This window comes from uncultured Roseobacter sp. (genome assembly GCF_947495025.1).
Taxonomy (GTDB): domain Bacteria; phylum Pseudomonadota; class Alphaproteobacteria; order Rhodobacterales; family Rhodobacteraceae; genus Roseobacter.
Window position 1 is genome coordinate 959,276 of record NZ_CANLXG010000001.1, and the last position, 14,408, is coordinate 973,683.

Consider the following 14,408-nt stretch of genomic DNA (forward strand, 5'->3'; position numbering starts at 1 on the left):
TCGTCACGAAATCAAAAATGCAGGCCTTTGGGCACATTGAGTGGTCACCCGTTCTGGCCCGTATCCGGGTCATGCCCCCCCGAGGCAGTCACTCAGCGCATCGGCGATCTGCTGCAGCAGTACGGTATAGAAACCCGTACCAGGGTTCAGACCTGCACCGACCGGATCAGCCGTCATAATCCGCAGGCCATCTTCGGACGAAACTGCATCAATCAGCCCCTCGCCGGAGGCCGGATCGTTGAGTGCACAGGCCGCGCCCGTCCGCCGGACAGATGCGCGCACCTCGGCCAGACGGCCCGCACTGGCGGCACCGGCATCCGCGAGCGTGATCGCCGCCACCGCAGACACACCGAACCGCGCCTCGAAATAGTGATATGCATCGTGGAAAACCACGAAAGGAATGTCAGCATAAGGAGCCAGCTGCGCGGTAATTGCCTGTTGCTGCACCAGCAGAGCCGCCGCTGATTTTTCAGCGTTGGCCGCATAAAGTGACGCGTTTTCAGGGTCCTGTGCGGAAAGAACTGCACTGATATGCTGCAACCAGGCCAGTGCGTTCACCGGGTCCAGCCAGAGGTGTGGGTCGGTGGTGCCGTGGTGCGCGTGATCGTCGTGACCTGCGTGGGTGTCGCCGTGATCGTTGTGGGCTTCGGTGTGATCCTCTGCGTGATCGTGCTCGTCGTGCTCTTTTTCATCGTCGTGATGCGCGTCGTGGTCCTTGTCCGAATGCGCCTCGGTGTGATCGTGTTCGTCATGCGCGGCATCAGCATGGTCATCGTCATGGTCGTCATGCCCATGATCATCATGCCCCTCTGCGGCATGGTCGTCGCTGTGGTCATGGCCTTCGAAATTGTCACCCTCGCGGAACGGCAGCAGCACCACGCCGGGCACCTCTGTCAGCGCCTCATGGCGGGCCGATCCGGACAGCGTTTCGACCGGCGCTTCGAGCCAGGGGGTCAGAGACGGCCCGATCCAGAATACAACATCCGCACGCGACAGCGCCCGTGCCTCGGACGGTCGCATGGCATAGGCATGGGGCGACACCCCCGGCGGCACCAGCAGGTCGGGCGTACCAGCCCCTTCCATGACCTGGGCGACCAGGCTGTGGACCGGCGCGATGTCCGTAACCACGCGTGGTGCATCCGCAACGCCTGCCCCGGCAAACAGGATACCGGAGAGTGTCAGACCAGTTAAACGTTTCATAGTGCCCCCTTGTGAAACCAACAGCGGTCGGGTATCAGGGATGTTATAACATATCAATCATAAATCTTCCGGAGCTCTGATGCCAGCCAGAGGTTTTTCCTGTCAGAACCACGACGCCTGCATGTCTGACATGCTGGCGCGGGCCGATGCGCGCTGCAGAGAGCTGAGCCTGAACTTTACGCCAGTGCGGCGCCGGGCGCTGGAAATCCTGCTGGACGAACACCGCGCCATCGGCGCCTATGACCTGCTCGCGCGCCTGGCTGAGGACGGGCTGGGGTCGCAGCCACCTGTCGCCTATCGCGCGCTGGATTTTCTGGTGAGCGCAGGGCTGGCACATAAAATAGAAGCACTGAACGCTTACGTCGCCTGCACCCACAGCGGCGGGGATCATGCACCTGCCTTTCTGATCTGCCGCGGGTGCAATACCGTCGCCGAGGCAAACACGGCACTGGCTTCCGGGCGGCTTGGCGAAGCGGCCCGCGCCACAGGATTTCACATTGAACGCACCGTGGTCGAAGCGCAGGGTCTCTGCCCCGACTGCCAGGAGGTTCCGGCTCCATGAATGCGCTGATCGAAACAACCGGCCTGTGCCTCGCGTATGGCGGGCAGACCGTGCTGCGCGATGTTAATCTCAGCATTGCGCCCGGCGAGATCGTGACGATCGTTGGTCCGAACGGGTCGGGCAAGTCCAGCCTGATCCGCGCCTGTATCGGTGCTGTCCAACCTGCCAGTGGCCGGGTCATCCGCTCCGGCAGGCTGAAGATCGGCTATGTTCCACAATCGCTGGCCATCGACGCAACACTGCCGCTGACAGTGACCAGGTTTCTTGGCCTGCCCCGGCGGATTCCGGCAGACCGGGCGGCCAGAGTGCTGGAAGAAGCGGGCGTGCCGGATCTGGGCGCGCGGCAGATGCGCGATCTCTCCGGGGGCCAGTTCCAGCGGGTTCTGCTCGCGCGTGCGCTGCTGGATGCCCCCGAACTGCTGGTTCTTGATGAACCCACGCAGGGGCTCGATCAGCCTGGTGCGGCGGCCTTCTATCAGCAGATCGAAGCCGTACGCCAACAGACCGGCTGTGCCGTCCTGATGGTCAGTCATGATCTGCATGTCGTCATGGCGGCCTCTGACAGGGTTCTGTGCGTAAACGGGCATATTTGCTGCGAGGGCACACCGGAAATCGTCGCAAGTGCGCCGGAATACCGGGCGCTGTTCGGCACGGGTACCCAGGGCGCGCTGGCCCTCTACCGGCATGAACACAGCCACAGCCACGGGCCGGATTGTGATCATGACCATGATGACGGACACGCCCACCCTGCCCGCCATGAGGCTGCCGAATAATGCTGGATGATTTTATGGTGCGCGCGGCCCTGGCGGGTCTGGGCGTGGCGCTGGCCGCTGCCCCGCTGGGGTGTTTCGTCGTCTGGCGTCGCATGGCCTATTTCGGCGATGCGACCAGCCACGCCGCGATCCTTGGCGTGGCGCTGGCGCTGGCGCTCGAGCTGCCGGTCACCGGCGGTGTTCTGGCGGTTGCACTGGCAATGGCGCTGGCCCTGACCGCGCTGACCGGTCGCGGTGTCAGCAGCGATGCGCTGCTGGGCGTTTTTGCCCATGCAGCCCTCGCGCTCGGTCTGGTTGCAGTCTCGCTGGTGCCGGGTCTGCGCGTTGACCTGATGGGGTATCTTGTCGGGGATATTCTGGCGGTATCACGCGGCGACCTGGGACTGATATGGGCTGGCGCGGCGATCGTTACTGCCCTTATGGCCTGGCGCTGGTCGCCGCTGTTGTCTGCCACTCTCAGCCCTGATCTGGCGCAGGCCGCCGGGGTAAACCCGCGCCGCGAACAGCTCGTTCTGACCCTCGCGCTGGCCGTGACGGTTGCCGTCGCGATTAAAGTCGTCGGCGCGCTGCTGATCGCGGCCCTGCTGATCATTCCGGCAGCTGCTGCGCGCCCCCTGACCCGCACACCCGAGGCTATGGCATGTGTCGCCATGCTCATCGGCGCAGGCGCGGCCCTGGGCGGTTTGCTTGTATCCTTTGCGCTCGACACCCCCACCGGCCCGACCATTGTCAGTCTGGCAGCCGCAGTGTTCTGCATCACGCAATCGCTGCGTGCCCGGGCCTGACCTCAGCGGATCACAGCGGTGGCTTCTATCTCCACGCGGGCGTCGTCTTCGACAAGCCCCGCAACGACCACCATTGTCATCGCGGGGAAATGCCGCCCCATGACCTCCCGGTACGCCGCTCCGACATCGGCCTGTGCCGCAAGGTATTCCTGCTTGTCCGTGACATACCACGTCAGCCGGGTGATATGTTCGGGCGCGCCGCCGGCGGCTTCCACCACATCGCGGATGTTTTTCAGCGCCTGGCGCATCTGGCCGATAAAATCATGCGCCTCGAACACCTGCTCGGCCGTCCAGCCAATCTGCCCGCCGACATAAAGTGTACCATCCGCGCAGAGCATGCCGTTGGCGTAGCCTTTTGCGGGTTTCCAGCCCTTGGGATGAATGATCTGATGCGCCATAGAGGGCTCCTTTCGGGTGTGTGGCGCAGTTATACGCCCAGGTACTGATCAGCCAGTGCATGGTTCACATCGGCCATAACCCCGGACCATACAGAGGCACCGCGTTCCAGTATAACGGCCCTGTCTGCCACAAGGCGCAGCTCGGAAATGGATTTGTCCACCAGCAGAATGCCCATTCCGGTTTCGGATTTCAGGCGTCCGACAGCAGCCCAGATCTCCTGGCGGACGACCGGGGCCAGGCCCTCTGTCGCCTCGTCGAGGATGAGCAGCCGCGGATTGGTCATCAGCGCGCGGCCAATGGCCAGCATCTGTTGCTCTCCACCAGACAGCGAAACAGCCATCTGATCGCGACGCTCTTCCAGCCGGGGGAAAAGCTGCGCCACCCGCGCAAGATCCCAATCCCCCGGACGCGCGGCCGCGATCAGGTTTTCGCTAACGGTCAGGTTCGGGAAACAGCGCCGCCCTTCGGGCACCAGCCCGATGCCAAGACGCGCGGCTTTGTGCGGCGGAAGGGCACCGATATCACGGTTGTTGAATGTGACGCTGCCGCCACTGTGGGCGAGAAGCCGGCAGATTACCCTGACCGTTGTCGATTTGCCCATACCATTGCGGCCCATCAGGGCACAGACCTCACCTTCGGCAAGGGACAGGTCGACACCGAAAAGCGCCTGCGCCGGTCCGTAAGAGGCTGTTATACCATCCAGTTTCAGAAAGCTCATGCGCCTTCCTCCTGGCCCAGATAGGCTTCGCGCACCTGCGCATCGGCGCGGATTTCAGCAGCGGTTCCGGTGGCAATGATCCGGCCGTAAACCAGTACCGAGATACGGTCTGCCAGCGCGAACACCGCGTCCATATCATGTTCGACGAGCAGGATCGGCGCCTCTGTGCGCAACTGATCAAGAAACGCAGTCAGCGCCTGAGATCCGTCTGTGCCCAGACCCGCCATCGGTTCGTCCATCAGAAACGCCCTCGGTTTCAGGGTCAGAGCCACCGCGACTTCCAGCAGGCGTCTCTGACCGTGGCTCAGTTCTGCCGTCCGCCTTGTCGCAAGCCCGGCAAGTCCCACCCGCTCCAGAGCATTCTGCGCGGCGCCGCGCAGGGCCGCATCCTGCATTACGGGTCGGAAAAACCGCCAGACTGTCCCCGCCTGCCCCAGCGCACCCAGCATCGCGTTCTGCAGAACCGTGTATTCCATCGCCAGGGCAGAAATCTGGAAAGTGCGCCCAAGACCGGCGCGCGCACGGGCGACTGTGGAGAGGCCCGTTATGTCCTGTCCATCAAAGAAAATCTGGCCGGTGTCCGGCGCAAGCCCACCGGCGATCTGTTTGATCAGCGTCGATTTACCCGCGCCGTTAGGCCCGATCAGCGCGTGAATTTCGCCCGGTTGCAGAGTGAGCGAGACATTGTCGGTTGCCTGCAGCGCGCCAAACGCCTTGTTCAGCCCTTTGGTCCGGAGCAACGGTTCAGTCATGAGCGACCTCCCGCCCTGCCAGCGCGCCGATGATACCGCCCCGGGCAAAGAGCACCACAAGCAGCAGCAGAAGCCCCAGATATACGTGCCAGAAATCGCTGAGTCCGCCCAGCACGTGTTCAAGCAGAATGAACAGTGCCGCACCGGCAACAGGGCCATAGAGGCGGCCAACACCCCCCAGAATGATAAAGATCATGATCTCTCCGGACATCTGCCAGCTGAGCATTGTCGGGCTGACAAACCGGTTGAGGTCGGCAAAAAGAGCACCTGCGAGCGCCGTGACCGCGCCCGAGATCACAAAAGCCAGCAGCCGCAGCCGGTACGGTGACAAACCGACAGTTTCGACCCGGGCTTCATTCTGACGCGCTGCCGACAGGGCCAGACCGAATGGCGATGCCGCCAGTCGCCCTGCTCCCCAGAGCGCCAGCGCCAGGATGACAAAGGCGATGCCGAAAAACTGTATGGGGTCCAGCGTGTTCAGGCCGGGAAAACCATTGCGCACATAGATCGACAGCCCGTCTTCTCCCCCGTACGCGGGCCAGCTGATCGCGAAATAATAGAGCATCTGGCCGAATGCGAGGGTGATCATGATGAAGTAAACCCCCGTCGTGCGCAAAGAAAGCGCCCCGATTGCCAGCGCCGCCAGCGCGCCTGCAATCACCGCCACAAGCCAGATTACCGGCATGGATCTGGTGCCCTCAATCAGAAACGGCGTTTCCATCAGGGGCACGAAACTCTGTGCGTGCGAGGCCAGAATACCCATTGCGTATCCGCCGATCCCGAAAAACGCCGCGTGCCCGAGACTGACAAGCCCTCCGAGGCCAAGCGCGATGTTCAGTCCGACACCCGCGAGCGCCAGGATCGCCACCTTGGTTGCGAGCGTTATGATAAACGGCTCGTCCAGCATCAGTGCAGCGCCTGCCGTCAGCGGCAGCATCGCGAACAATGCCAGATTGATCAGGCCGGTGCGCGACATCTCAGCGACCCCCGTAGAGACCGGTGGGCCGGAACAGCAGCACCCCCGCCATAAGGATGTAGATGGACATGGAAGCCAGAGATGAACCAACCGCAGTGGCCGCGGACGGTTCCATGAAGGTTGCAAAGAAACCCGGCAGCAGCACCCCGCCGAGAGTATCAGTCAGTCCGACCAGCAATGCCCCCACAAGTGCACCTTTGATAGAACCAATGCCGCCGATCACAATGACAACAAACGCAAGGATCAGCACAGGCTCGCCCATACCGACCTGTACCGACTGGATCGCCCCGACCAGCGCACCGGCAAGGCCCGCCAGCGCCGCGCCAAGGGCGAAAACGATCGTATAGAGTTTCGAGATGTCCACACCGAGGGCTGCGATCATCTCGCGGTCACTTTCGCCCGCGCGGATGCGGATGCCGATGCGCGTACGGGCGATGAGCTGGAAAAGACCAATGGCAACGACCAGGCCGACGCCGATGATCACCAGCCGGTACAGCGGATACTGAATGCCGCCCGGCAGCATCACCGGGCCCGCGAGCGCATCAGGAATGTCCAGAAAAAGCGGGAAGGATCCGAAAATCCAGCGTGTCCCCTCTGAGAAGATCAGAATAAGCGCAAAAGTGGCCAGCACCTGATCGAGGTGGTCACGGTCATAGAGCCGGCGGATCACCGTCAGTTCAACCACGGCCCCGGCCGCAGCCGCTGCCACCAGGCTGGCGATGAGTGCCAGCACGAAGGACCCCGTAGCCCCCGCTACAGCCGCGGCCGCAAAGGCTCCGACCATATAGAGCGACCCATGCGCCAGATTGATCAGGCCCATGACCCCGAAAATCAGCGTGAGCCCGGCGGCCATCAGAAACAGCATCACACCGGACTGCAGCCCGTTGAGCACCTGTTCGATGAGCAGAATGGTCGACATGAGGGTTGCGTTCTCCGTCCCGCGGACGCGGGTGTGTCAATGCATGGTGGGAAAAGCCGCCCGCGGGGTGCCGCGGGCGGCGGTCAGATCAGTAGCTGCAGTCAGCGGCGTAGGCGTCACCGTGATCTGTCAGGCTGGCACCGATGATTTTGTTGGTGAAGACGTCACCCTCTTTGATCACCTCGCGGACATAGAAGTCCTGCACCGGATGCTGGTTCGGCCCGAAGGCAAAATCGCCGCGCACGGAGTCGAATTCAGCTGCAGCCAGCGCCGCGCGGAAGGCGTCTGCGTCGCTGACATCGGCTTTGGCCATGGCGCTCAGCAGCAGGTTGGCGGTGTCATACCCCTGGCTGGCATACAGCGACGGCAGCCGCCCGTATTCTGCCTGGAAGGCCTCGACGAAGGCCTTGTTGGCCGCATTATCGATGTCCTTGTTCCACTGGCTGGTGTTTTTCACACCCAGCGCTGCCTCGCCCACGGCCTGCAGGATGCCCTGATCAAAGCTGAACGCGGGGCCGACAACCGGCAGGTCGACACCGGAGCCTGCATATTGCTTGAGGAAGGAAATCCCCATGCCACCGGGCAGGAAGAAGAACACCGAATCCGCACCGGATGCCCGGATCTGGGCGATCTCGGCGGCATAATCCGTCTGGCCCAGCTTGGTGTAGATCTCACCGGCCAGTTCGCCGCCGTACATGCGTTTATATCCGGTCAGCGCGTCCTGCCCGGCGGGGTAATTCGGCGCAAGGATAAAGGTGTTTTTATAGCCTGCATCATTGGCATAAGCCCCTGCAGCCTCGTGCAGATTGTCGTTCTGCCAGGCAACGTTGAAATAAAGCGGGTGGCAACCCTTGCCGGCCAGAGCCGACGGGCCTGCATTGGGCGAGAGATAGAATTTGCCCTGGGCCGTCGCCGCCGGCACGACCGCCATCGCCAGGTTCGACCAGATAATACCGGTCATAACGTCGACTTTTTCCGACTGAATCATCTTGTCGGCAAGCTGCACCGCAATTTCCGGTTTGCGCTGGTCATCTTCGATCACGACCTCAAGGTTGTCATTGCCGGCCATCTTCGCCGCCAGCATAAACCCGTCGCGGACATCAATGCCCAGACCTGCACCGCCACCGGACAGCGTGGTTATCATGCCGACTTTGACTTTGCCTGCATGGCCGTCGGCCAGTGCAAAACTGCCTGCAGCGGCCAGCCCGGCGGCCAGTATCAGTGATTTCAGTTTCATCCCATGTCTCCCATTATACAGACCCGTTCCGGTCCTTTTGTTGTCGATGCTTATGCACCATGAATACTGCGTCAGGTGACCCTGTTGCGCGTTTTGAATTTCGGGTTGTCCCACAGCCGATCCTGCATGACCCGGGCGATCCGTTCCACCGCAATTTCAATATCGCCTGCATCAAGATAGAGCGGCGTGAAACCAAACCGCATGATATCCGGCGCCCTGAAGTCTCCGATAATGTCGTTGTGGATCAGAGCCTGCATCGCAGCATAGCCATGCTCAAACCGGAAGGAGACCTGGCTGCCCCTGCGGGCCGGGTCGCGCGGGCTGACAAGCTCGAGCGACGGAACGGCACCTTCTACACCGGCAATAAACTGCTCCTGAAGCGCAACCGAGGCGTCACGCACTTCCTGCATGTCGACACCTTCCCAGGCCTTCATTGCAAACTCCAGAGCGGCCATTTGCAAAACGGGCGGCGTGCCAACCCGCATCCGTTCAATTCCTTCTCCGGGTTTATAATTCAGCTTGAATTCAAAGGGTTCACTGTGACCCAGCCAGCCGCTGAGAGCCGGATCTATTGTATCGGCAAGATCCGGACGCACGTAGATAAACGCAGGCGCGCCGGGTCCGCCGTTGAGGTATTTGTAGGTACAGCCAACCGCCAGTTCGGCATTGCTCGCCGACAGATCAACCGGGATGGCACCAGCCGAATGCGCCAGGTCCCAGATCATCACCGCACCTTTGGCATGGGCCTGCGCCGTCAGGCTGTTCATGTCATGCATGCGACCTGTTCTGTAGTCGACCTGGGTCAGCATGACTGCTGCAACGTTTTCGGTGATCGCAGATTCTACGTCGTCGGGTGCGACGGTCTGCAGTTCATACCCCTGGTCCAATGTGCGGATCAGACCTTCAACCATATAGAGATCTGTCGGGAAATTACCGGTGTCAGAGAGAATAACCTTTCGTCCGGGTCGCATTTTGAGGGCCGCAGCAACGGCCTGGTAGACTTTGATGGACAGCGTATCCCCCATCACGACCGAGCGTGCGGGGGCACCGATCAACCGTCCGACGATATCGCCCACCCGCGACGGCTGCTCCATCCAGCCGGCTGCGTTCCACCCTTTGATCAGCAGATTGCCCCATTCCTCCGCCAGTACGGACGCCATTGCATCCGGTACTGCCCTGGGCAGCGGCCCCAGCGAGTTACCGTCGAGGTAGATAACACCATCAGGAATATGGAAAAGGCTTTTTCTATTTACATCAGACACCTACAACACACCTCTTACGTGCCAGAGCTCGGGGAACAGCTCTACTTCGAGCATCTTTCGCAGGTAGCCGACACCTGACGTGCCACCTGTACCCCGCTTAAATCCAATAACCCGCTCAACGGTTGTCACATGGTTGAAACGCCAGCGACGGAAGTAATCTTCAAGATCAACCAGCTTTTCGGCAAGTTCGTAAACTTCCCAGTACGTCGCGGGATCCCCGTAGACCGTCTTCCACTGTTGCTGCACCTCATCGCGCGCAGTCCATGGCCCATCGCCTGGCGGGCCAGCGTAATCGGTGTCTTCCAGACGCGACGCCAGAAATGAAAGCGACACCTGGTAGAGGCTGGGACGATCAAGTTCGGCACCCAGCGTCTGCCAGGCGGTGGGATTGGGCTCGTGAAGCTGCATCAGTCTGCGGTTCCGGTTACCCAGAAGAAACTCTATCAGCCGGTACTGATGAGACTGAAAACCTGAGGAGTTACCGAGAGCAGGGCGAAAGGCGGTGTATTCACTGGGCGTCATTGTGCGCAGAACGTCCCAGGCGTTATTGAGCTGCTCGAAAATACGGGCGACCCGCGTGAGCATCTTGAACGCCGGGCGCAGTTCGCCGCCGGCAATGGACTCCCGTGCAGCCTGCAGTTCGTGGACGGCCAGACGCATCCACAACTCGGACGTCTGGTGCTGTACAATAAACAGCATTTCGTCATGCGCATCGGACCGGGGATGCTGTGCAGTCAGAACCGCCTCCAGACGCAGATAATCGCCGTACGACATGTCCCGGGAGAAATCCATTTTTGCGCCGGACGCAGGGTTGTCTGTCATGATCCTGACCGCAGGGCAAATCGCTGGATTTTTCCAGTGGCCGTCTTTGGCAATGAATTGGTGAAACGCACGTCCCTCGGGTATTTGTACGGCGCAATAATCGCTTTAACATGATCCTGTAAATTACTGATCATATTATAATCTCCGACCTCTCCTTCGTTCAGCACGACATGAGCCTGAACGATGCTGCCTCGTGCCTCATCGGGCTGCCCGACTACGGCGCATTCCTGTACAGCCGGGTGTGACAGAAGAGCGGCCTCTACTTCCGGGCCTGCGATATTATAGCCGGCCGAGAGGATCATATCATCATTGCGGGCGGCAAAATGCAGATACCCCTCGGCGTCCATGTAAAAGCTGTCTCCGGTAATATTCCAGCCATCCGTGACATAAGCCGCCTGGCGGTCATCGGCCAGGTACCGGCACCCGGTGGGTCCGCGCACAGCCAGCCGCCCGACTGTGCCACGCGGAACCTCCGCGCCCCGCGCATCCACAACGCGCGCCTCGTAACCCGTTACAGGTTTACCGGTACAGGCCGCACGGTGATCGTCAAACCGGTTCGATATGAAAATATGCAGCAGTTCGGTCGCACCGATTCCGTCCAGCATCGGCTTGCCGGTTTTTGACTTCCAATCTTCGTAGACCGGTGCGGGCAGTGTCTCGCCGGCGGAAACCGCGGCCCGCAGGCTCGACAGATCAGCGCCCTCTTCCATCGCGGCCAGCATCGCACGATAGGCGGTGGGCGCAGTAAAACAGACCGTCGCACGGTATTTTTCGATGATTTCGATCATATTCGGCGGCGATGCCGTTTCGAGCAGCGTCGCTGCCGCACCGAAGCGCAGCGGAAAGATGGCCAGCCCGCCCAGCCCAAAGGTAAAGGCCAGCGGCGGCGAGCCGACAAAGATATCATCGGGCGTGACCCCAAGCACCTCGCGCGCGTAGCCATCGGCAATGATCAGAAGATCGCGGTGGAAATGCATTGTTGCCTTGGGCGATCCGGTCGTTCCGCTGGTAAAACCCAGCAGCGCCACATCATCCTGCGCTGTATCAGCGGCCTCAAACCGGACCGGCTTTTCCAGAGCGAGGCGATCAAGTTCAGCATCGTGGTTTGAGGTACCGTCAAACCCGACAACGGATTTCAGATACCGGCTTGTCTTGGCACAGGCAGTCAGCTCGTCCATCAGCCGCGTATCGCAGAGCGCATGGCTGACCTCTGCCTTGTCCACGATGGCGGAGAGCTCCCCCGCCCGCAGCATCGGCATCGTGTTGACCACAACAGCGCCCGCCTTGGTCGCAGCCAGCCAGCACGCGACCATTGCAGGGTTGTTGGCCGAGCGGATCAGCACCCTGTTTCCGGGCCTTACACCGAGGTCCGACACAAGCGCATGCGCCAGCCGGTTGGTCCAGTCGGAAAGCTCTTTGTAGGTACGGCGGCGTCCGTTTCCGATCAGCGCTGTGTGGTCGCCAAAACCCCGCTGAACCATGGTATCTGTCAGTTCAGATGCAGCATTCAGGCGATCCGGATAGTCAAATCCATCCAGCAGCAGATCCGGCCACTGTTCCGACGACGGCAGGTTGTCCCGCGCGAAAGTATCCTGGTGACCGGATGGCTGCATCATGCGACGCACCCTTTACAGAACGCCGGATCTGACCTGATACCATGCCAGTTCGGCGGGTTGGCCGCGAGGAAGAGCATACGTAAACCAACCAGAACCGGCCGCCAGAATTCAATATTGCACCCGATGCTTACATTTTTACGACAATTTTCCGGGATCGCGCAGATTGCGCCGCGAAACCGCGGCGCCTTGTGCTCTGACAAAGAGTTCAGCATCGCTCATCCCTCTGCTGTGCACAGTCTGCCTGTGCCCGTCCCACAGAACGTTAGGATGAGTCGCAAAATGCTTCAAGGGAAAATATTTTAAACCTAAAACATTTTCCCTGTATACGGATCAGCGGATACGCGCTTCGGTGCTGGCGTCAAACACCATGGCACGGCGCGCTTCAAAGGTGACGTCAACTGTGTCCCCTTCGCTGGCACGTTCATCACCGCGCTCCTCCACAATGATCCGTTCACCGTTCGGCGTATCAAGGTGCAGGTAGGATACGCCACCCAGCGCCTCGGACAGCTCCGCCTTGAGCGCGCCCTGCCCGATCTGAACTTCCAGATGCTCTGGCCTGATACCCAGCGTCACAGCCGTGCCAGCCGCGGGCAGCGTCGCCTCCACGGCGACTGTACGGCCAAGGCCCGGCACTTCGACACCGCCCTCGACCACAGTTCCCTGAAGGAAATTCATCGCAGGCGAACCTATAAAGCCCGCAACAAACTTGTTGTCAGGGTTTCGATACAGCTCAAGCGGTGCGCCGACCTGTTCGATTTTGCCCAGGCGCAGCACAACAATCTTGTCCGCCAGGGTCATCGCCTCGACCTGGTCGTGGGTCACATAGATCATTGTGGCGCCGATCTCTTTGTGCAGGCGGGCAATCTCGACCCGCATCTCGACGCGCAGTTCGGCATCAAGGTTGGACAGCGGCTCGTCGAAGAGGAACACTTCGGGGCCACGCACAATTGCACGGCCAATTGCGACCCGCTGACGCTGGCCACCGGACAGGGCTGCAGGTTTGCGGTCCAGATAGCTGTCCAGCTTCAGAACGTCAGAGGCCGCTTTGACCTTGGCGTCGATCTCGGCCTTTGGCACACCGTTCATCTTAAGGCCGAAGCCCATGTTTTCCTTGACTGTCATATGCGGATAGAGCGCGTAGGTCTGAAAGACCATGGCCACGCCCCGCTCGGACGGGTCCATATGCGTGACATCACGCGTGCCGATATGCATCTGACCTTCGGTGGTTTCCTCCAGTCCGGCGATCATCCGCAGAAGCGTGGATTTACCACAGCCCGAAGGGCCCACAAAGACGCAGAACTCGCCGTCCTCAATCTGCAGATCAATCCCGTGGATAACCTGCACATCACCATAGCGTTTGATGGCTTTCTGAAGCGTGACACCTGTCATGGTTTACGTCCCTGTATTTTGCAAAAATGAATCCGGGAACCGCCAGGCCTGCGCATCGCGCGCAATGGACCGGGCCACAGTGGCAAGCCGGGGCGCGAGCGCCTCCAGCCGGTTCAGCGAGGTCGTACGTGTCGAGCCGGTCACGGACAGCGCGCCCAGCACGCGGCCCTGATCGGTCAGAATCGGGTAGGCAATACAGATGATGCCGGGCTCGTGCTCTTCATCGTCAAAGGCATAGCCACGGGCCCGGATCCGGCGCAGTTCGGCGCAAAGCGTTTCGCTGCTGGTCAGTGTCCGGTCGGTAAACCGATGGAAAGACTGCTGTCGCAGCACAGGTTCCAGATCAGCCTCCGGCAGAAACGCGAGCATCGCCTTGCCCACACCAGTGCAGTAAGCGGGGCCAACCTTGCCCGCGTCTGAATACATCTCGACAGGCTGGGCCGCGTTGCGCTTGTCCACGTAAAGGACCTGCGCATGATCCATCTGTGCCAGGTGCACGGTCTGCCCCACTTCGGCGCTGAGCTGGTCCAGCAGCGGACGGGCGATGGGTGCCAGGCTGCTCTGGGTCCAGGCGGCATGGGCGAGACGCACAAGACGTACGCCCAGCGCATAGGTCTGATTGTGCGAATCGTATTCCAGCATCCCCTGTGAGGTCAGCGTCTGCAAAAACCGATACAGAGTCGCCTTGGGAAAACGGCTTTCAGCCAGCAGAGTCGCAAATCGTACGGGGCGGCCATATGCGGCCACCTGGTCCAGTACATCCAGCGCTTTGCCTACGGTGCCGTCCCCCGACATACCAGGCATCTCCCTCCTCGGGCCCCGCCCGCAGCGCCCCTGCGCCGCGACCTCCCCGGGGCCATGCTCTTTCCCGGTCAATTCCAAGAAGAGTGTTGACAGTGTAGGCAGAGTGCAGTGTAGTTTTCAATATATAAAACTTGGTTTCAAATAATGGAACACATTATGCGGAAACCAGGGGGGACCAAAACCGCAAACGTACC

Annotated in this window: 15 protein-coding genes; 3 read left to right on the forward strand and 12 right to left on the reverse strand. The window is 60.8% G+C overall.

The window, feature by feature from the left end:
- Positions 1-69 precede the first annotated feature (69 nt).
- Positions 70-1,200 (reverse strand): zinc ABC transporter substrate-binding protein, encoded by a 1,131-nt coding sequence (locus Q0792_RS04635; RefSeq protein WP_298836891.1) that lies wholly within the window; start codon positions 1,198-1,200, stop codon positions 70-72.
- A 79-nt stretch (positions 1,201-1,279) separates the two neighbouring features.
- Here Q0792_RS04635 and Q0792_RS04640 point away from each other — a divergent pair, with 79 nt between their 5' ends.
- The 3 genes from Q0792_RS04640 to Q0792_RS04650 are packed head-to-tail and all read left to right on the forward strand — an operon-like array spanning position 1,280 to position 3,320.
- Positions 1,280-1,762, forward strand: a complete 483-nt coding sequence (locus Q0792_RS04640; protein WP_298836893.1) for a Fur family transcriptional regulator — start codon at positions 1,280-1,282, stop codon at positions 1,760-1,762.
- A complete protein-coding gene (locus Q0792_RS04645; protein WP_298836897.1) occupies positions 1,759-2,535 on the forward strand; it encodes a metal ABC transporter ATP-binding protein in 777 nt (258 codons plus the stop codon). The genes Q0792_RS04640 and Q0792_RS04645 overlap by 4 nt, the downstream gene beginning before the upstream one ends.
- Entirely contained in the window at positions 2,535-3,320 is a 786-nt protein-coding gene (locus Q0792_RS04650) for a metal ABC transporter permease (protein WP_298836899.1), read from the forward strand. The genes Q0792_RS04645 and Q0792_RS04650 overlap by 1 nt, the downstream gene beginning before the upstream one ends.
- A 2-nt stretch (positions 3,321-3,322) precedes the next feature.
- On the opposite strand, the gene Q0792_RS04655 is transcribed toward Q0792_RS04650, so the two are convergent.
- From Q0792_RS04655 to Q0792_RS04705, 11 genes are all read right to left on the reverse strand, one after another.
- Complete coding sequence (locus Q0792_RS04655) at positions 3,323-3,718, reverse strand: RidA family protein (protein WP_298836902.1); 396 nt, start codon at positions 3,716-3,718, stop codon at positions 3,323-3,325.
- A 29-nt stretch (positions 3,719-3,747) separates the two neighbouring features.
- Positions 3,748-4,437 (reverse strand): ABC transporter ATP-binding protein, encoded by a 690-nt coding sequence (locus Q0792_RS04660; protein WP_298836904.1) that lies wholly within the window; start codon positions 4,435-4,437, stop codon positions 3,748-3,750.
- On the reverse strand, positions 4,434-5,189 hold the full coding sequence (locus tag Q0792_RS04665) for an ABC transporter ATP-binding protein (RefSeq protein ID WP_298836905.1): 756 nt from the start codon (positions 5,187-5,189) through the stop codon (positions 4,434-4,436). Before Q0792_RS04665 ends, Q0792_RS04660 begins: the two co-directional genes overlap by 4 nt.
- Positions 5,182-6,165, reverse strand: a complete 984-nt coding sequence (locus tag Q0792_RS04670) for a branched-chain amino acid ABC transporter permease (RefSeq protein WP_298836907.1) — start codon at positions 6,163-6,165, stop codon at positions 5,182-5,184. Before Q0792_RS04670 ends, Q0792_RS04665 begins: the two co-directional genes overlap by 8 nt.
- Before the next feature lies 1 nt (position 6,166).
- Positions 6,167-7,084, reverse strand: coding sequence for a branched-chain amino acid ABC transporter permease (locus Q0792_RS04675; protein ID WP_298836909.1), 918 nt, complete (start codon positions 7,082-7,084; stop codon positions 6,167-6,169).
- An 88-nt stretch (positions 7,085-7,172) separates the two neighbouring features.
- The gene (locus Q0792_RS04680; protein ID WP_298836911.1) at positions 7,173-8,321 is read right to left on the reverse strand and encodes an ABC transporter substrate-binding protein; all 1,149 of its coding nucleotides are present in this window, start codon (positions 8,319-8,321) and stop codon (positions 7,173-7,175) included.
- Positions 8,322-8,392: 71 nt separating this feature from the next.
- Entirely contained in the window at positions 8,393-9,583 is a 1,191-nt protein-coding gene (kynU, locus tag Q0792_RS04685; protein WP_298836913.1) for a kynureninase, read from the reverse strand.
- Positions 9,584-10,405 carry a tryptophan 2,3-dioxygenase family protein gene (locus Q0792_RS04690; protein ID WP_298836915.1) on the reverse strand — a complete coding sequence of 274 codons (822 nt, stop codon included), beginning with the start codon at positions 10,403-10,405 and terminating at the stop codon, positions 9,584-9,586. It abuts the gene before it with no gap.
- On the reverse strand, positions 10,402-12,021 hold the full coding sequence (locus Q0792_RS04695; RefSeq protein WP_298836917.1) for an AMP-binding protein: 1,620 nt from the start codon (positions 12,019-12,021) through the stop codon (positions 10,402-10,404). Before Q0792_RS04695 ends, Q0792_RS04690 begins: the two co-directional genes overlap by 4 nt.
- Before the next feature lie 330 nt (positions 12,022-12,351).
- Entirely contained in the window at positions 12,352-13,410 is a 1,059-nt protein-coding gene (locus tag Q0792_RS04700) for an ABC transporter ATP-binding protein (RefSeq protein WP_298836919.1), read from the reverse strand.
- 3 nt (positions 13,411-13,413) lie between these two features.
- Positions 13,414-14,205: an IclR family transcriptional regulator gene (locus tag Q0792_RS04705; protein WP_298836920.1), complete on the reverse strand. Its 792-nt coding sequence runs from the start codon at positions 14,203-14,205 to the stop codon at positions 13,414-13,416.
- Between the last annotated feature and the right edge of the window lie 203 nt (positions 14,206-14,408).